This window comes from Candidatus Zixiibacteriota bacterium, from assembly GCA_019038695.1.
Classification (GTDB): Bacteria; Zixibacteria; MSB-5A5; order GN15; family FEB-12; genus B120-G9.
The window spans coordinates 121,227-138,944 of record JAHOYZ010000012.1 but is presented as its reverse complement, the minus strand read 5'-3'; the positions used below and the strand labels follow the sequence as shown (position 1 = coordinate 138,944).

18 protein-coding genes are annotated in these 17,718 nt (G+C 51.5%); 5 read left to right on the top strand and 13 right to left on the bottom strand.

Going from position 1 to position 17,718, the window contains the following annotated elements; all coding sequences use genetic code 11:
* Positions 1-720, bottom strand: a 720-nt coding sequence (locus KOO62_05890) for an acyl-CoA dehydrogenase family protein (protein ID MBU8933519.1), incomplete at its 3' end; no start/stop codon positions are given.
* A gap of 1,305 nt (positions 721-2,025) precedes the next feature.
* Here KOO62_05890 and KOO62_05885 point away from each other — a divergent pair.
* A complete protein-coding gene (locus KOO62_05885; GenBank protein MBU8933518.1) occupies positions 2,026-3,246 on the top strand; it encodes a CoA transferase in 1,221 nt (406 codons plus the stop codon).
* A gap of 88 nt (positions 3,247-3,334) precedes the next feature.
* On the opposite strand, the gene fdhD is transcribed toward KOO62_05885, so the two are convergent.
* The 12 genes from fdhD to KOO62_05825 form a co-directional block, all read right to left on the bottom strand.
* Positions 3,335-4,165: a formate dehydrogenase accessory sulfurtransferase FdhD gene (fdhD, locus tag KOO62_05880; protein ID MBU8933517.1), complete on the bottom strand. Its 831-nt coding sequence runs from the start codon at positions 4,163-4,165 to the stop codon at positions 3,335-3,337.
* A 69-nt stretch (positions 4,166-4,234) separates the two neighbouring features.
* The gene (gene nrfD / locus KOO62_05875) at positions 4,235-5,197 is read right to left on the bottom strand and encodes a polysulfide reductase NrfD (protein MBU8933516.1); all 963 of its coding nucleotides are present in this window, start codon (positions 5,195-5,197) and stop codon (positions 4,235-4,237) included.
* Positions 5,198-5,236: 39 nt separating this feature from the next.
* Positions 5,237-5,848: a 4Fe-4S dicluster domain-containing protein gene (locus tag KOO62_05870; protein MBU8933515.1), complete on the bottom strand. Its 612-nt coding sequence runs from the start codon at positions 5,846-5,848 to the stop codon at positions 5,237-5,239.
* Positions 5,849-5,912: 64 nt separating this feature from the next.
* Entirely contained in the window at positions 5,913-8,591 is a 2,679-nt protein-coding gene (locus KOO62_05865) for a molybdopterin-dependent oxidoreductase (protein MBU8933514.1), read from the bottom strand.
* 246 nt (positions 8,592-8,837) lie between these two features.
* Complete coding sequence (locus tag KOO62_05860; protein MBU8933513.1) at positions 8,838-8,993, bottom strand: hypothetical protein; 156 nt, start codon at positions 8,991-8,993, stop codon at positions 8,838-8,840.
* A gap of 74 nt (positions 8,994-9,067) precedes the next feature.
* The gene (locus KOO62_05855) at positions 9,068-10,279 is read right to left on the bottom strand and encodes a molybdopterin molybdotransferase MoeA (GenBank protein MBU8933512.1); all 1,212 of its coding nucleotides are present in this window, start codon (positions 10,277-10,279) and stop codon (positions 9,068-9,070) included.
* Between the two features lie 4 nt (positions 10,280-10,283).
* Positions 10,284-10,808: a MogA/MoaB family molybdenum cofactor biosynthesis protein gene (locus KOO62_05850; protein MBU8933511.1), complete on the bottom strand. Its 525-nt coding sequence runs from the start codon at positions 10,806-10,808 to the stop codon at positions 10,284-10,286.
* Positions 10,768-11,211: an MOSC domain-containing protein gene (locus KOO62_05845; protein MBU8933510.1), complete on the bottom strand. Its 444-nt coding sequence runs from the start codon at positions 11,209-11,211 to the stop codon at positions 10,768-10,770. Before KOO62_05845 ends, KOO62_05850 begins: the two co-directional genes overlap by 41 nt.
* Positions 11,201-11,674, bottom strand: coding sequence for a cyclic pyranopterin monophosphate synthase MoaC (gene moaC / locus KOO62_05840; protein MBU8933509.1), 474 nt, complete (start codon positions 11,672-11,674; stop codon positions 11,201-11,203). The genes KOO62_05845 and moaC overlap by 11 nt, the downstream gene beginning before the upstream one ends.
* A 2-nt stretch (positions 11,675-11,676) precedes the next feature.
* Entirely contained in the window at positions 11,677-12,621 is a 945-nt protein-coding gene (locus tag KOO62_05835; GenBank protein ID MBU8933508.1) for a radical SAM protein, read from the bottom strand.
* Positions 12,621-13,118 carry a molybdopterin-guanine dinucleotide biosynthesis protein B gene (gene mobB, locus KOO62_05830; protein MBU8933507.1) on the bottom strand — a complete coding sequence of 166 codons (498 nt, stop codon included), beginning with the start codon at positions 13,116-13,118 and terminating at the stop codon, positions 12,621-12,623. The genes KOO62_05835 and mobB overlap by 1 nt, the downstream gene beginning before the upstream one ends.
* Positions 13,111-13,680, bottom strand: coding sequence for a molybdenum cofactor guanylyltransferase (locus KOO62_05825; protein MBU8933506.1), 570 nt, complete (start codon positions 13,678-13,680; stop codon positions 13,111-13,113). The genes mobB and KOO62_05825 overlap by 8 nt, the downstream gene beginning before the upstream one ends.
* Before the next feature lie 1,203 nt (positions 13,681-14,883).
* On the opposite strand from KOO62_05825, the gene KOO62_05820 reads away from it, so the two are divergent.
* From KOO62_05820 to KOO62_05805, 4 genes are read left to right on the top strand one after another with little or no spacing between them, the layout of a single operon-like run.
* On the top strand, positions 14,884-15,138 hold the full coding sequence (locus KOO62_05820; protein MBU8933505.1) for a ferredoxin family protein: 255 nt from the start codon (positions 14,884-14,886) through the stop codon (positions 15,136-15,138).
* 7 nt (positions 15,139-15,145) lie between these two features.
* Positions 15,146-16,312 (top strand): 2-oxoacid:acceptor oxidoreductase subunit alpha, encoded by a 1,167-nt coding sequence (locus KOO62_05815; protein MBU8933504.1) that lies wholly within the window; start codon positions 15,146-15,148, stop codon positions 16,310-16,312.
* Positions 16,309-17,154, top strand: coding sequence for a 2-oxoacid:ferredoxin oxidoreductase subunit beta (locus KOO62_05810; protein MBU8933503.1), 846 nt, complete (start codon positions 16,309-16,311; stop codon positions 17,152-17,154). Before KOO62_05815 ends, KOO62_05810 begins: the two co-directional genes overlap by 4 nt.
* Positions 17,154-17,696, top strand: a complete 543-nt coding sequence (locus KOO62_05805) for a 2-oxoacid:acceptor oxidoreductase family protein (protein MBU8933502.1) — start codon at positions 17,154-17,156, stop codon at positions 17,694-17,696. The genes KOO62_05810 and KOO62_05805 overlap by 1 nt, the downstream gene beginning before the upstream one ends.
* Positions 17,697-17,718: the final 22 nt, after the last annotated feature.

Genomic DNA, 17,718 nt, shown 5'->3' with positions numbered 1-17,718 from the left:
GAGGGTGTTCATGTGGTTTCTAAAACCTTTGCCGGTGTCACCCAACTGGTTCTCCGTCGGGGATTTAACATTCTCTATGGTGATGAGCCCGGTGGTCGCCGCGCGCATACCCATCTTGTGCTGAAGCGTACGGGAGCTCCATCCCGGAGTATCTGTCTCAACGATAATGGTTGAGATTCTCTTGCGGGTCGCCTTGGCATCTCCGATCACGCAGAACAGCACCGCCAAGTCGCATACATCACCATGCATGATGAAAATCTTCTCGCCGTTGATAACGAAATAATCACCATCGGCGATCGCCAGGGTTTTCTGATTGGAGGCGTCAGAGCCGGCATTGCGCTCGGTCAGTACGAACGACGGAATTATCTCGCCGGAAGCACATTTGGATACGTATTTCTTCTTCTGCTCTTCGGTACCGAAGGTGTAGATAGGATACGTTGCCAGCTGCGGTATGGCGGCCATCAATCCGGTTGGCGCGTCCCAATAGGTGAGTTCCTCGATCATCGTTGCATACTCAAGGCTAGAGTATCCACCACCACCGTATTCCTTGGGCATAGCGAAACCGACATATCCGGCCTTAGCCAGCTTCTGGTAGTGTTCATGGGAGAACGATTCTTCTCTGCGATCCAATTCCTCACAAACTGGAAGAACTTCCTTTTCGGCAAATTCCCTCACCTGATCGCGAATTGGTTGCTGTCTATCATCAATGTTATAGGTCATCTCTTCCTCCCAACAATTGGAGACTATATTTCGTCGTGTCTGTTGCTACTAACGAGAACATGAGGTTACTCGTTGTCTATGATAGTCTGCCAAAAGCCTCATGGTTCCCTCAGTGGAGAAGAATAGGTGCTGGCTTACGCAAAATCAACCCCTTTCTTCGGTCCTGCCCATGCGGCCCTCACTCCGGGGACAGAACGGGTACAGGAAGGTCCTTGAGGTACCCCGACTATGACTATCCACGCAGTCAAAAGCAGTCCCGATCCCGCCCGAATGACATGTGGGAAACCCGTATGTTCCTTCGTCAGACGAAGAGAGGAATTGTGTCGGAAATCTGAGACTGTCTTATTATACTTGGCCCCATGGTTAAGCGGCACAAGAACGCCCCTGAGCAGATTGATATCAACGATGACTACTGCAAGGGATGTGACATCTGCATAGACATTGTGTCCGACGGATGTTTTCGACAAATCCTGAGAACTGAATCGAGGAGGCTACTATGTCCCGATTGTAGCCAGAGTGGAGGATTGCACGGGATGCAGACTTTGCGATTTTAAATCCCTGATGTCTACCAATTCCATCACTCCGGCATGGTTGAAGGATAACAAGTTACGGGGTTCTGCGCAAGGCTGAAAAGCGGCCTTGTGACCTTATCATTCCTTATCCATCAACGAGTTACGTATTCCAGTCAAAGATCCCTGGGACTATAGTCCCGCCGAACTACCCCACAGTACAAATTGATCCAAATAGATACCATGTGGAATTGAGTTTGACAGAGAGCAACGGTTCTTAACCTACTTCACTTGAATTCAGAAAGACTAGTTTCAGTCTTCCTGTCCTCGCTCCTAACATAACTAATAATTGTGTTGCCTGCTCGTAACCTATTGAGGGACAACAGCGGACAAGAGTTTCAAATCCTCTCACACCAATAATTTCTAACCTCCCCTATATTATAGCATTAACTACGAATCTTTTCGGGCACAGAATAGTTGCCTAGGTTATTTCACTAATGTCAGATGGCATCTGAAGGCAATAGGTGGTAAAACAGCATTGAAAAAAGCACAGCCATTGAGGGAGTACGATCATCACCATTCAGGTATCCGTTGTATTTCCGGTAAGCTATATGTTGCGTGGCCCGAGGCTGTAAGAAGGTTGGAAAATCCGAACCGCGCAAGTACGCATCGTTCAATGTTATTCCCACCTCTCTCGGCAAGTTCATACAGGATTAGGGTTGGAAGTTTGAACACTGCCAGCTATAATGATAGCCAAATGCTGATTAAAAACGTTTCAATAACCTGAGAATGCAAGATGTCCAATACTTCCACACCTGAGCTACCTCTAACAGATTACCGTGTTCTCGACCTGTCCCGGATTCTGGCCGGTCCTTATTGTACGATGATTCTCGGGGATCAGGGGGCCGAGGTCATAAAAGTCGAGCGCCCTGGCTCCGGTGATGATACTCGTACCTGGGGACCACCGTTCTCCGGTGGCGAGAGCGCTTACTATCTCTGTTGTAACCGTAACAAAAAGTCAATTGTCGTCGATCTCAAGAATCCGGCCGGACTGGACTTGATTCGCGAACTGGCCTGTGTTTCCGATGTCTTTGTAGAAAATTTCACACCCGGGTTGACGAAGCACTTTGGTCTGGATTACGAAACCCTTCGAAAACTGAATCCACGTCTGGTCTATGCTTCGATTACTGCCTACGGTCAGGATGGGCCTTACCGTGACAGACCCGGATATGACATGGTTCTCTCAGCGGCTGGCGGTCTGATGTATATTACCGGCGAGCAGGAAGGCAATCCCTGCAAGGTCGGGGTAGCCATCACCGATGTACTCACAGGCGTCTACACGTCTGGGGCAATCACATCCGCCCTGTTATGGCGTGAACGCTCTGGTCGTGGGCAACATCTGGATATCAGCCTGCTTGATGTCCAGGTTTCCGGCCTAGCCAATATTGCCAGCAACTATCTGGTCGCCAATAAAGAAGCCAGACGTTGGGGCACTGCACACGAATCAATTATCCCCTATCAGGTTTTTCAGACCAAGGATCGGCCGATCGCCATTGCAGTGGCAAACCAGAAAATGTGGATCAATTTCTGCAAGCTGATAGGCAAAGAAGACTGGCTGACAGATCCACACTTTGAGTCCAACCCTAAGCGCGTTGAAAATCGCTCGGTGCTCCTGCCCCTGATCGAAGAATTGTTTGCGCAAAAAACGTGTGACACGTGGATGGACCTGCTGGTTGGCGCAGCAATTCCGTGCGGACCAGTTAATGACATGGAGCATCTGTTCGCTGACCCGCAGATACAACACCGCGGCATGATTACCGAAGTACCTCACCCTACGATAGGTACGCTCCGGCTGACCGGGATACCAATCAAGTACTCCGAGACGCCGGGAGAGGTGCGTCTCCCCCCACCGTTACTGGGTGAACACACTGATGAAATTCTTACAGCAACACTGGACTATTCTTCGGATAAGATAGAGGAACTGAGAACGCAGGGTGCAATAGCGTCGCGGGATTGATAAGACCAGCCTGTTGCTTACAAAGCGAATTAGCGCAAAGTTCGCTGAATACCCAATCCGTTGCCCATCTCCGAGGCAAACCTCTTCATCACTTGCCCATTCCGATCACACGACCAGGATGCGCAAACACCGTGGCACGAGTATCGCGCACAAAAGCGCAGAGCGTGATACCGCAGGTAAGGGCCACATCAATCGCCATCGAAGTGGGAGCTGAAACAGCCGTGATCATTTCAATCCCGGCCCGCGCACACTTAAGCACCATCTCCAGACTGAGGCGACTTGTGAGGGTCACTCCTCGACCGGCCACCGGAATATTCGCCAGCAGGCACTTGCCTATCGCTTTGTCCAGAGCATTGTGACGACCTATATCCTCGGCCCAAGCGAGTATCGTTCCGTTATGGTCAAACACTGCAGCGCCATGTGTTCCGCCACTTGCCTTGAATAGGCACTGTTTTTCACTGAGAACATTGTGCACTGAACGCAGCAAACCTGTCTCAATTCTCAAGGTTTCACCAACGGCCGGAAGTGCTCTGATGCGTTCGGAAAGACTCTTGCTCCCGCACGCGCCGCAGGATGATACGATCAGCAGATTGCGGTCAGTGTCATCGGATCGCGGAACCTGGCCGCTGAGACGAATCCGGATGATGTTGGGATCATCGTTGCACCTCCTGAGAACACTGACATCCTGCATTCCATCGATCACACCCTCAGAGAACAGGAAGCCAGCCGCAAGGGCCTGGCTATCGGTCGGGGTACACAATAACGTATAGGTCTCAACGTTGTCCACGTCGATCGTCACCGCCGCTTCTTTGATCACACAAACGTCTTCTCCCTCAGGCGGTTTTGCGGCATCAACTGTTGAGATACGATTCGCACGCACGTACTTCAGAGCTTCGAGATGTTTTTTCGGTTTATCCATGATTTGTCACCGTGATCGCATTGCATTACCAAGATCAGCCAGAAACGATGTAAACTTATGTGACCGATCTCACTGTGGCGGCAGCAGGCCGATGCCTGGCTTCGGTTCTTTGTGCCGATGAATCCGGCGGAATTGAAATCCTGCCATGTTAAGTGTCGGCAATACCCCGCAGATCAGAACCGCGTGCCTCAGAATCAGACCACCTACCAAACCGAGTAGCGCACCAACCGCAGCCACCCCACCAAGTCCGGTGACCGAGCGATAGACGACCACCATCAGAACCAGCGGCACCAGCAGACCAAGAACAAAGTACCCGAAAACGAACATGCGTTTGCGCAAAATACGCTCGGCCGATTCTCTCGAGTCAGGTTGCCGATAGGCTGCTTGCAGGAAGAACAAGATAGCCAGAACTTCCAGAACCACCAGACCGGCAGCTTCCGCCGCCATGACCCGCAGAGGTTCCAGAGTGGCAGCCATGTTGCCGTACAACGTCATACCGAGCATGATCGCAAAATGGCCGGTCACCGTTGCCGAGATTACGAAGACTACGGGAACAACCCCCGAACGCCAGAACGGTATGCCCTTGGAAGCGCTTAGTAAGATGCCAGTGTAGGCCATAGTTCCGACAGCAAACACGATTCCCGCGGCGGCGATGATGTCAATTATGGTCTTGCCGCCGGCCGTTGCTCCAATATTTGTGAACTGATGTATAATCAGGTGCAGCAGCGACAGAACCAGGAACACGGAAATGATCAACGTACCACGAGCGATCCAGGAAGTCCCCGGTTTCATGGCCGCCAGAATAGCCCGACTCGGTGAGCCTAAATCCGCAAGGAGGAACAGGGTCCCTATCATAAGGGTGGGGAATGCGATCCACAATCCTACCGTCGTGGACAACTCCAACTCCGCTCCCAAAAAGCTATTGATGGCCGCGATAGTATAAGCACCGCCGCCGACACCTCCGAGAAACAGGTAAATGGCAATGAGCCAACCCCAATCGGACTGTAACTGACCATTGACTTTTGGATCCATATCAAAATCTCCCGGCTGAGTATCTATTGTAAACGGCCATTACCTCGGAAAGAGGTAGTAGACCTTGGGCTTATTGCCGAATTCCGGATTCAGTACTTGTCCTCGTTCCTTTTTAATCAGAATGGACGCATCGCTATCGACGTCGTCAAGATCTCCGAAGGTCCGGGCTTTGGCCGGACAGGCCTCCACGCACGAAGGCAGTCGGCCCTCGGCGAGCCGGTCAAGACAGAAATCGCACTTCGTTGCTACGCCGACGCCCGACTTTTCCTCCCACGCCTTCTTCTGGAATTCCTCCAACGGTGAGAGCGGGAGTCCGTCGGGGAAATAACTCTCCCATTTATCCACGCTATACCGCGAGCCGTAGGGACAGGCCATTGTGCAATACTTACAGCCCATGCACTTTTCTTTTTCCACGATCACGATCCCGTCGTCCCGTTTCTGAGTAGCACCGGTTGGGCACACCTCCATACACGACGGCTCCTCGCATTGCATGCAGAGCACGGGAAGAGCCTGTCGGACGACGGCGGGATAAGTACCCACTTCGCCGGCGAGAACCCGAGCCCAAAAAACTCCCGGCGGTGTGTGATTAGACGTCTTGCAGGCCATACTGCAGGCGTAACACCCATAGCATCTCTTGAGATCGATGACCATTCCGTACCGTGGCATTGTTATCTCCGTTCGTAACTGTTCTGCGACGTTCTGATTCATCGTTCGACTACTCATCAGCCTTGTAGATTTTCACTCGGGCACATATGTCCTGGTTAAAGGTGAGCGGATCGGTATGCTCCAAATCCATCTCGACTAAGTCATTGAAAAACGTCCCTTTACCCTTGGCAATGGGCATGTACTTGCCCCAGTGGCCGGCGACCGCGGCTATTGCCAAATGGTGAGGTTCGATTCCCTCGGAGAGGGAGACCCAGCCCTTAACCTTATGGCCTTCCGGATTCTCCAGCCAGACCTTGTCGCCATCGACAATCCCCTTTTCCTTAGCCGTATCCACATGCATCTGCACCGCATAGACGTTGGGATCCTCCTGCCCGCATTCGTCGAGATAAGGATTCTGCTGCGTCATTGAGTTGCAGTGCATGACCGCACGCCAATAGAAGGTGTTCATGTCATACTCGGGATCGTCCTCGGTGTGGGTCGGGCATGGATACCAATCCGCCAGCGCCTTGAAGCGAGACCAGTCGAAGTCGAAGAAGTCTTTCCCGTTGTACTTGTTCCACAGCTTGTCTATTTGTTCGCCGGAGTCGATGAAGTACTCGAAGTAGATGGGCACCCGCGAGGGATTAAACCACTTCCAATAAACATCCTCCTTCTTTTTGGGCCAGGTGAAGACACCCTTTTTCCGTACATGCTCCAGCCCGTGCTCTTCGCCAAACCGAGACTTGAGCAACCGATCAGTGATGTCCTCCCAGGAGTGATGGACGCTGCCATCTTCGACCAGTTTGTATTTTTCCTCCATGTCGCCGCCGTAGCGAACGCCAATCGAATCGTTGAGTCCCTTGTAGAATTTCCCATGTATGTCGAGACGCTCGCAGATATCCAGCATGACCTGATTGAAGTCACGACGTTCGTGCAGCGGCTCTATGACTGGCTGCCGGATAGTCCAGCCCCAGTCGTCCTCTCCCTGCGGATGTGAGAAAGTCGACGGGAAGCTAACAGCCGGCGTGAATCGCTCAAGGAAACAGGTGTCGGGTAACACAATATCAGCCACTGCTTCCTCGAATTCGGTGATGTAAAGTTGGAATGAAAAGATGAAATTGAACTTCTTGAGGAAGTTCTCCGTAACCGCCTCCGAATTGCCCATCGTCATTACCGAGTTGGAGCCAAAGTTGAGCATGACATCGGGTTTATATGGGATGTCAAAGCGTTCGAGCATCTCAAACCAGCGGGGGCTGGTAATAGTGAAGGCATTGTAGATTGACGTCGGAAACATGTCGTGCAAATCCAACCGAGTAGGTGGCGCCGGCTTACGCATCGGATAGGGCTTGTGGTCATAAACCCAGGCCCCGGCCACCAGTAATCCATCCGGACACGGGTAAGGAATCTGATGGGGCTTGCCGGTTCCCTCATAACCGCTACAGACCGCCGCTCCCAGGCCAAGCGCTGAGCCCCAGGTGTCGGCCGCACCAACCATGTGGTTGACCATATCAATGGAAAGACACGTCCAGCCGGAGTTTGTATGGCCCTGAGCGCCACGGAAGAAGTGGGTCGCTACCGGCCGGCTGGGGATCTTCTTGGGTCCGTTGCTGGTCTGGATGGTCACCGTTGATCCGATCTCGGCCGCCTCACCGAACTCCTTAGCAATGCGACTGACAGTGGCCGCTGGGACCCAGGTAATCTTCTCTACATACTCCGGTGTGTATTTTTTGACGTGCTCCTTCAACAGTTCGAAGGACGGAGTGCAGTCTGTACCGTCGACCGAGTAAGTGCCGGTGAGAGCAACCTCGTGGGCTTCATCTTCATACTCGACGCGCGTCACGGATGGGTCGTTGTGAACCTTGGTGCAGTTGTCGACCAAGTCCCATACGAGCGGATTATTGGTCTCAGGGTCACGCATGTAGCGCCCATCGGACGGACGAATCAAGTACGGGCCGTTGGTCTTATACATCAAATATTCGGCGTCGTAGATACCATGCTCGTTGAGGAGTGAGTTGACCAGTCCCAGAGCCAGAGCGCCGTCGGTGCCCACTCGAATCGGCACCCACTCGTGAGCTTTGGATGCCTGAGAACTCTGGAAGGGATCAAAGACGACGTTTTTGAAACCACGCACGCGTGCATCAGCAACTTGGGTGGCATTCTGGACAGCCACATGGCCGGCACCATGCCCTTTTGAGCAACCGAAATTCAGGGCGTAGTTGCAATGCGCAAAGTCGGGAATAATCGACCACGAAACATGCATGATACCGTTCATGAAGTGAGCACCGTTGCCGCAATGCAATCCGCCACCCGATACCCAGTAATTGGGTGTACCGAAGCCTTTCATGAAGCCGATGACGCCGAAGCGAATTTCCGAAGCCTGGGTGGTTGTCGCCTGGAAGAACGCTCCTCGCGGGTCCCGCTCGTGGCATTCTTTCAGTTTCTTGGTTATCGTGTCGAGTGCCTCTTCCCATGAGATCCGCTCAAACTTAGGATCGACATTGAGACCCTTCTCGGGGTTGGTTCGCTTCAGAGGGTAGTTGACTCGATAGGGATCGTACAATAACTGTGGGGCAGCAAGCCCCTTGACACAGATATGACCCCGCCCGGTTGGGGCCTCCGGGTTCCCGGCTAATTCGGTAATAATGCCATTCTGACGGCGGGCTTTGATGCCGCACATGCAATAACATTGTCCACAACTGGTCGGGATCCAAACATCTTCTTTGATTTGAGTGCTGGGTGATACGGTCATCTATCGACTCCTGCTTCGAGATTTCTGCTCCGGCAATTATCCGACGAACATGAAAGCACCAATATAGGCTCCAAATTCACAAGGTCAAACGATTTTTCCGACGTTGTCAGTTGGCTATCTCTACTATCTGAAAGAAATCCTAATCAATCTATGAGGTTCATCTAGTTCTCCACACGGAGCATTGGCCAGTTATAAGTAACACTGTAAACACAAAGGATTGTGGTCCACACCTGCAGAGACTTTCGATCATCGATACAAACCGGTGGTCCCATTGGCTAGCCCCGCGAGAACCAAGATCACTTCAATATCCATCCCGGTGGTCAGTGTTATTGCTAATATCAACGGAACGAAAGTGCCCAAATCCCCCAGGCTTCCGGATACCTCCATCAGCGAGAAGCGCATGCCCGCGATATTCTCGCGGATGCAACGATCAGCGTCAGGGGATTCATTGCTAGTGGAGGGGGGCGTGGTGCTGGCTAAATTCTTAAAATGTGATCCCAAAGTATGATCTCGACCCTCACCTCTTCTGAGTTTTCGTCTGTGGCCGACTGAAATACCAACCCATCAGTCCCCATTAGCGCGGTTAGGGCAGCCGACGACCTCTTCGGCGAAAAAGTTGCTACCATCTGTCCAGCTTCCTCTCTTATAAAACCGGGCCAGATGAGCTTTCTTCCCGATTTCCAGATGGCCTCCGGCGCTAGCCTTGCCGGTTTCAGGCGTAAGCGGTAGTCCTCAAATCCAATCATTTTTCTCAATGCCAAAATCAGGAAGACGGAGCAGGTGACGGCTGTCGACAATGGATTTCCCGGCAGACCAAACAGCAGCTGGCTGTCGCGGGTAGCGAAGTAAACCGGTTTGCCCGGCTTAATAGCCACCTTGTGAAAGACTCTCTTCCAACCGATCGCCTCGGCCATATCCACCACCAGGTCACGCTCTCCGGCCGAAACTCCTCCAGTAGTGACGATAATATCATGCGATGAGTCCAGTGCTCGTGCGAGCTCCTTTTCGCGGTCTCGTACTCCACACACCCGATCAATCCGCTCGCAGAAGGGTGAAACCAGCGCGTGTATAGTGAATGTGTTTGAATCGTATATCTTGCCCTGTACGAGTTCATCGCCCGGATTCAAAAGTTCGTCTCCGGTGCCCAGAATCAAAATCGACGGACGGCGGTATGTAGAAACTGTTCGCTTGCCAATCGTAGCAAGGACTCCGATATCCAACGCTCCCATCGCGGTTCCCTCAGAATACAGTTTCTGTCCCAATTTGATGTCCTCACCAGCCTGGCGGACATTTGATCCGGCAGCTATGGAACGACAAAAAGTCACTTGGTGGTCATCATAATCGGTATCTTCGAACGGAACTACAGCGTCACATTCCGTCGGCACCATAGCACCGGTCATCACTTTAGCCACTGTTGACATCGCAGGTTGAGTAACTGTCCTGTCACCAGCAAAAGTAGTTGAACCGATAGACATGGTTAACGGCTGGCTTTCCGAGCAATCCAACAGCCACTCGGAACGAACAGCAAAACCATCCATTGCTGAATTCCGAAAAGGTGAAACATCCATGGGAGACGTAATATCCTCAGCCAGAACACAGCCAATCGCAGCTTCAATCAAACGATCTTCACTACCGAGACACCTGGTATGAACCAATATCTGGTCGCAAGCCTGATCGAATTCAATCATGCTCTCATAGCTCCGTAGCGCAATCGATCTTCTCCCCCGAGATTAATCGAAGGGGATGCCCCAGGGTTGGTTTGAGGAATGACAGTATCTCCCCCACCGCTTTCGGTGAGCCGGGCAGATTTATTATGAGCGATTTCCTTCCAATACCCGATATGCCTCGGGAATACGCCGCGTGAGGAGATTTCTGTGCGCTGAAAGAACGGATTGCTTCGTCGATTCCCGGCGTTCGCCTCTCCAAGAACGGTGTCGTAGCCTCGGGAGTTCTGTCGCGAGGACTACATCCGGTACCACCGGCGGTAAACACAAGGCTGTACTCCTTGTCGATCATTTCGCGTAAGACCAACTGAACAGCTTTGATGTCATCAGGCACAACAGCAGTATGGACCAGGCTGAATTGGTCGTCGTTCAAGTGATCTCTGAACACCGGAATACAAGTATCCTCGCGCTCGCCGCTCGCAGCTCGATCAGAAACGATTATGATACCGACATCATGCACTGCGCGGTTCCCATCTAATCGTGTCGCCGACACGGACCGTGCCTCCAGCAACGATTCGAGCAAACAAACCGATGCGCGGCATAATACAATCCCCAACCGCTTCCTTGATATAGCATCCATCGTGACACTTCTTGCCAATCTGGGTAATCACCAGCTTCACCGAAGCACCGATACTGAGTCGATCACCAATGGACACCGACGACATATCAAGTCCGCAAGTGGTGATATTCTCCGCAAAATCACCCGGCTTGATCTGAGGAATGTGTTCACGAACCTCGGCGAATGCCTCGAACGGCAGCAGCGATATCTGACGTTCAGAACCTCCATGGGCGTCACCCACAATACCAAAATTCTCAGCCAACATTGCCGATTCAACATTCTCTTTTTTTTGTCCGGTTTCAGAGGACACAGACATGGCATGGATTTCACCGGACATAGTCACCGGACCTTCCTCCTGATTTCTTCACCAGGTAAACATGGGCGATCTCAATATCGCGCTGAACCGCTTTCAGCATGTCGTAAATCGTCAGAGCCGCTACCGAACAAGCAGTCAGCGCCTCCATTTCTACTCCGGTTCGCGCAAAACATTCAGCGGTCGCCGATACTCTTACCGAGTTATCCTCACTGTCGAGACTAAAGGTGATTTCCACACGATCCAGGGGAACCTGATGACAGAGCGGAATCAACTCCGAGGTTTTCTTGGCCGCTCCAATCCCCGCCAACTGAGCGACCGTCAACACATCTCCTTTGGTAGCCCAATTGTCACGAAGCACCTCGAATGCCTCACTGTTCAGTTTGACGAGTGATTCGGCTGTGGCCATTCGACGAGTCATGTCCTTTGATGATACATCGACCATTCTCGCATTTCCGTCTGAATCTATGTGACTTGGATTCACAATGACTATCCTCCCAGCGTAGAAAATGACGGCAACTCACTTGGTCTATCAACGGCTCCTCGACAACCGCCAAAGCGCTTGAGCTCAACCAATTTCTTCAATTCGGCATCGGCCTTGCGAGGCCCCGCTACCATCACATCATAAAGGTTAAAGGCTTGCGAATCAAAGAGACATGCGTACAGCATGCCGTCGGCGGCCAATCTCAAACGGTCGCAGCCGCTGCAAAACGGATGACTGATCGGGCTGATAAACCCAACTCTGATGCTCAGGTCCAGGGTGGAGTAGTATCGCGTAGCACTGGAGGGACTGATCAATGACGGTTTCAGATTCCATGGCAGACGCCCGCGGATTTCATCACCCGAGATGAACCGGGGGTCACCAGGAGCACTGAATCGATTAGGCATATACTCGATGAACCGAATGTCGAGCCCTCGGTCGTTGGCGAACCTGATGAGGTCGGACACTTCATGGTCATTGGTTCCGCGTACCAAGACGCAGTTCAATTTGACCAGTCCAATATAGCTTGCGGCGGTTTCTATCCCGTGAACGACGTTGTCTAACTGATCCCGGCCGGTTATGGACTGAAACCTTACACGATCAAGGGTGTCGAGGCTGATGTTGGCCGAATCGAGACCGGCCGAAGCCAATGACGGTGCAAGGTCCCCGAGGAGAACACCGTTAGTGGTTATCGCCGTATGAACGCCGGAGTCCATCGCTTTCACTTGGGCCACGACTGCTGCCAAATCCTTGTGGAGGGTTGGCTCTCCTCCGGTGAAACGAACCTTTCGAATTCCGGCCCGGAGGAGAAACTCAATTGCTGAATTCAACCGGTCGGAATCGGCTATCAGAGCCGGCTCTGACTGACCTTCCGGACGGCAGTAAGTACAATTGAGGTTGCATCCCGATAGCAACGACACGCGCAGATAGCGGGGTGTGGTACAGGCAGTCACTACTGAGCCTCCTTGCCACTATTGAGGATAGTGTCGATTACGAACGAACCCAGAGCTCTGAAGTCATCCGGCTCAAAATGTTTGTCTACCTTGTCAACCCGCTCAGGGCCGATAGTAGCAACAATGTTGTTCGGTAGTGGTCTCTCCATGTCGGCGAGTTCTCTCGTCACCAACACCTTGGCCCGATCCGACCGGCGCTCACCTTCAACCAGCCAGATGTCAAATTGATTGTCAGTCAGTTCTTGTATCCGGGTCCACTCAAGCGTGTCGGGCCTTGCGAAAACTGCCACTTCTTCCTCGCTTACAATGACCGTCAGAGTGGCCCCGGCTTCACGGTGGCGATAACTATCCTTACCCGGGGTGTCGAATCGGTGAGAATGCGAAGTGTGTTTCACTGTTGCTGTTCGCACTCCGTTTTTCTCCAGATTGCATACGAGTTTCTCAACCACGGTAGTCTTTCCGGAGTTCTTGGCTCCGACAATTCCAAGTTCAAGCATCGTAATCCCTCACCGAAGCCAGATCCTCCGGAGTATTGATATTTCTCCACTGGTCCTGAGGCAAGACGATTGAGTCAGTATCCATTTGTCTGACAGCATCAGTCATGCCGAATCTACCCTGATTGGCCCTTGCATACAGAACAGTAAGCGCCGACTTGTGGTAGATGCCGCAGAGAGGTTGAATACCTAACGGCTCCATCAGCCCGAAGTACTGCTGGCCCCGATACTGCGAAACCAACAACGCGATTACTTCGGCTCTGAGATCAAACAGATCGGCCGCGGTCACAAAACAACTCTCTGCCCGGCAATCCTCTACAGCAGCGATTACGCCGGCCATCGGTCCGGCCGCACTCGGGCTGTCCAGAACAACCGGAAAACTCAATTCTGACAATTTGCCGACCTTTGGCGCCACCAGCTTGACCTGATCCAGAACAGCCGCACATTTCGTGGTCGTATGTTCCAGAAGAGTCACACCGTCGATAATCAACGACAATTTGTCGGTTCCTATCCGACTACTTCGTCCGCCAGCGAGCACATACGCAATTTCGATTCTTCCAGCCATAAAAAAAACCACTACCGGTTGGCAGCGGATCACCGCTTACATCGTTCTCCTTTGCCAAACCGGGCAGGTCGGAAGATTGCTCCTCCGGCCGTAGAGTCCCTGCTGACCACTGGGGCCCTGCAGGGTTCGGAGAATATCTTATTCTGTACTTCCTCGTAACACCAAGTCTATTGTGACCTGATCGCTCCTAACGTAAGAAACAAGCGCCTGTTGTCAATAGATTTTCAATAGCTTCCTCTTTTTTGACGAATTGTTATTCTTCGCATGCCGGTAAATATGTACTCACATAAATCGAATTTTAGTTTCAATTACAGATTCTCTATCTTGTGATCAGTTGATGAGGTTGAAGATAACGATGGGGGAAACTCTGTTGTAGAAAATATAAGGTGATTCCCAAACAGCGGCAAGGCATTTTAGCATGAATTTACCCAAAGAACTGAAATTTGAGCAATTAACAGTTGAACAGAAATATTATCGTGCTGTACCCGACTATATGAAACGGCGTGCAGTCTTTATGAAGCTATCTAGGAAAGATTCGGTGAGGATGGTCTTGTTCTGATTCGGGACGTTAGCAGAAAGTTCGGTACCAGCATTGGAGATAATACAAATAAGCGGCATGAATATGAAGGGTGTTGCCCAAGTTGGGAAATATATCCTAAAAGTATTCGATATGATAAGCGATGATTGGAAAGTCAGTGAATTTTCTGAAAATCGACTGGTTATCACAGTGAATCGATGCCCGTATCCGTTCAAGAATGATCAAATTTGTCAGGCTAATACTTGTATGGAAAAAGCTCTTATTGCAACTCTGGATAGTAACCTTGAATATCGTATTGGTCAATCCATCCCGAAAGTTGACCTGTACTGTGAACATATTCCGTGTGTGAAGACTGACCACGATTGAAACTAAATCATTCGACCAATGGGATCACATGGTTTTTGTTCCTCCCGAAAGATGGAGACTGTATTATGTCGTATCTACTGCAAATAACGAAAGCATGAAGTTACTCGTAGCCATTATGGGTCCGCGACAAGTCTCATGACTCCCTCAGGGATGAAGAATGTTGCTGGCTGCCGCAAAATCAATCCCTTTCTCCGACCCTTTCCTGCCCGAATAACGTGCAAAAAAGCCTTTATGTTCCACTGTCGAATAATGAACGAAAAATGTTGGAAATTGTCGATTTTCCAATTATACTCTCCAACATGTCAAAGCCGAAAAAACATGCCCCGGAGAAGATTGAGATCAATGGTGACTATTGTAAGGGGTGTGATATCTGTATCGAGTTCTGCCCGACCAACGTTTTTGAGCCATCCAGCGAGTTGAATCGACGAGGCTACTATGTTCCCATCGTGGCCAGAGTAGAGGATTGCACGGGATGCAAACTGTGTGACTTGATGTGTCCCGAGATGGCTATCGTCATTACCGAAAGTAAATCATTCTCCAACGTGCAGAAGTAGGCAAGCAATGGCCCTGGACGATAACAAGAGGCGCTATCTCGAACACCTGGCTGGAGAGACCTTCTTTATGCTGGGCGACGAAGCTTGTGCCTATGGTGCACTTTTTGCCGGTTGCGATTTTTTTGCGGGCTACCCAATAACACCGGCCAGCGAAGTGGCTGAGTTGATGGCTAAGGAACTGCCCAAGTCGGGCGGGATATACATTCAGATGGAAGATGAACTGGCTTCGATGGCTGCCATTGTAGGAGCTTCCTGGACCGGATCACGCACTATGACGGCTACCAGTGGACCCGGTTTCTCGCTCATGCAAGAGAATCTCGGATACGCTATCATGACCGAAACACCCTGCGTGATCGTAGACGTGCAGAGGTCCGGTCCTTCGACAGGTCAGGCCACAAAACCGGCCCAGGGAGATGTCATGCAGGCCCGATGGGGTACGCATGGCGATCACAACATCATCGCATTGGCCCCCAATTCCGGGCAGGAGTGTTTCGACCTCATGTTGGATTGTTTTGACCTCTCCGACACCTACCGCACTCCGGTGATCATGTTGATGGATGGTGAGATAGGACATTTCCGAGAGAGTGTTAGTATGCCACCGGTGGCTGCGATTAAGCATGTTACAAGAAAGAGGGCAAAATCCGCAGCGGACGTTTTCGGTGGTGATGAACTGGTGCCCGGCATGATTCACTATGGTGAGGGCCACAATATACATGTGACGGGATCGACCCACTTGTCCACAGGTATGAGAGATGTATCGACTGACCATGTCCATAATAAGCTGGTCAGGAGAATCTGTCGGAAGATCGAAGCCAACCGCGAGCAAATTGTCAAGGTAGCTGAAGATATTACTGCTGGTGGCAAGGCACGTGTTGGAGTCATATCATATGGTGCCACGTCGCGACCCGCCCTTGGCGCGGTGAAGGAAGTTCGCGATCAGGGGAAAGACGTAGACTTCTTGAGACTTATCACTATCTGGCCATTTGCCCGGAAACAGGTTACCGAATTCGCCCGCGATCTGGATGTTATCCTGGTTCCCGAAATGAACCTGGGCCAGATGTCGAGAGAGATCGAGAGATTTGTTGGCTGTGAAGTTGTATCGCTGTCCAAGATAGGCGGTGTTCCCCACTCGGTCACCGAAATCACTCAGGCGATCTTGGAGAGGATAGAATGAGCACACCCAGACACCGGCTCATGGACTTCGTTCGGGAAGAAATCATGCCGCACCGGTTTTGCACCGGATGTGGCTGCGGAACGGTTCTCAACGTGTTTATCAATGCCGTTGAAGCTCTCGAACTTGACAGGACGAAGATGGTCTGTGTCTCGGGGATAGGTTGCTCAGCCTGGATTCCCAGCCCGTATTTCAAGGCGGACACACTTCACACTACCCACGGTCGCCCCATTGCCTTTGCCACCGGCGTCAAAGTCATGCGCCCCGATCTCAAAGTTGTGGTGATTGCCGGAGATGGTGATGTTTCGGGGATCGGCGGTAATCATCTGATTCATGCCGCCCGCCGCAACATAGATTTGACCGTCATTATGGTGAACAATATGATCTACGGGATGACCGGTGGTCAGGTTGCCCCTACTACACCCACTGGGGTGAAGACAACAACCACTCCTTATGGTAATATCGAACCTCCCTTCAATGTGGCTGATCTGGTAATGGCGGCGGGGGCCAGCTACGTTTCCCGCTGGACGACCTACCATGTCTTCCAATTGATGAAAGCCATGAAAGACGCTCTGTCCACCGAAGGTTTCAGTTTCGTCGAGATCATGTCGCAGTGTCCCGACAACTATGGTCGCCGTATCGGTGTTCGCACCGGAGTGGAATTTCTAAAACGATTCAAGGAACAGTCGGTTCGGGTGGGGAAATCACGCGACATGTCTGAGGAGGAGCTTAAGGGCAAGTTCGTCATTGGCAATCTGTGTAACAAGGAGCGACCCGAGTATGTCTCCCAACTTCACAAAGTGACCGATGACCAAGTCAGGCAGTTGGCCGAGGAGACAGCCTGATGATTATTAGGTTTGTCGGCTTTGGTGGCCAGGGGATTGTCCTCTCAAGTTATATCTTGGGCCAGTCTGCTGTCTTCGACGGAAAAAAAGCCATCCAGAACCAATCCTACGGGAGCGAATCGAGGGGTGGCGAGTGTAGAGGGGACGTGATTATCTCTGAGGATGAAATTCACGAACTCGAACCCACCAGTTACGATGTACTAGTCGCCATGACCCAGCCGGGCTATGATAAGTTCATCTCTTCCCTCAGGCCGGGTGGCACCTTGATTATTGATCAGGATATGGTGGAAGCTGACAGCGATCTCGCCCCCACCGATATCAAGAAATGTGGTATCAGTGCTACTGACATTGCTCACACCAAATTCGGCCGGAAGATTATGGCCAACATGGTAATCCTCGGATACATGAACACGCTGTTGAACTTGGTTTCTGCCGACGCACTGAAAAGGGCTATCACAAAGAATGTCCCCAAAGGCACGGAAGAGTTTAATCTAAATGCCATGCTTGAGGGCGTGGAACTGGCCAAGTCTCAGAGCCAATAGCGAACCCACACTCGTCTCGCCC

What these genes read in the sequence shown, in the direction of transcription:
- KOO62_05805 (MBU8933502.1), top strand. Translation starts at nt 17,154, where the DNA reads ATGATTATTAGGTTTGTCGGCTTTGGTGGCCAGGGGATTGTCCTCTCA.
- mobB (MBU8933507.1), bottom strand. Translation starts at nt 13,118, where the DNA reads ATGCTTGAACTTGGAATTGTCGGAGCCAAGAACTCCGGAAAGACTACC.
- KOO62_05855 (MBU8933512.1), bottom strand. Translation starts at nt 10,279, where the DNA reads ATGATTGAATTCGATCAGGCTTGCGACCAGATATTGGTTCATACCAGG.
- KOO62_05870 (MBU8933515.1), bottom strand. Translation starts at nt 5,848, where the DNA reads ATGGTCATCGATCTCAAGAGATGCTATGGGTGTTACGCCTGCAGTATG.
- KOO62_05885 (MBU8933518.1), top strand. Translation starts at nt 2,026, where the DNA reads ATGTCCAATACTTCCACACCTGAGCTACCTCTAACAGATTACCGTGTT.
- KOO62_05865 (MBU8933514.1), bottom strand. Translation starts at nt 8,591, where the DNA reads ATGACCGTATCACCCAGCACTCAAATCAAAGAAGATGTTTGGATCCCG.
- KOO62_05860 (MBU8933513.1), bottom strand. Translation starts at nt 8,993, where the DNA reads ATGCGCTTCTCGCTGATGGAGGTATCCGGAAGCCTGGGGGATTTGGGC.
- nrfD (MBU8933516.1), bottom strand. Translation starts at nt 5,197, where the DNA reads ATGGATCCAAAAGTCAATGGTCAGTTACAGTCCGATTGGGGTTGGCTC.
- KOO62_05810 (MBU8933503.1), top strand. Translation starts at nt 16,309, where the DNA reads ATGAGCACACCCAGACACCGGCTCATGGACTTCGTTCGGGAAGAAATC.
- KOO62_05845 (MBU8933510.1), bottom strand. Translation starts at nt 11,211, where the DNA reads ATGTCCGGTGAAATCCATGCCATGTCTGTGTCCTCTGAAACCGGACAA.
- KOO62_05820 (MBU8933505.1), top strand. Translation starts at nt 14,884, where the DNA reads ATGTCAAAGCCGAAAAAACATGCCCCGGAGAAGATTGAGATCAATGGT.
- KOO62_05815 (MBU8933504.1), top strand. Translation starts at nt 15,146, where the DNA reads ATGGCCCTGGACGATAACAAGAGGCGCTATCTCGAACACCTGGCTGGA.
- fdhD (MBU8933517.1), bottom strand. Translation starts at nt 4,165, where the DNA reads ATGGATAAACCGAAAAAACATCTCGAAGCTCTGAAGTACGTGCGTGCG.
- KOO62_05825 (MBU8933506.1), bottom strand. Translation starts at nt 13,680, where the DNA reads ATGGCTGGAAGAATCGAAATTGCGTATGTGCTCGCTGGCGGACGAAGT.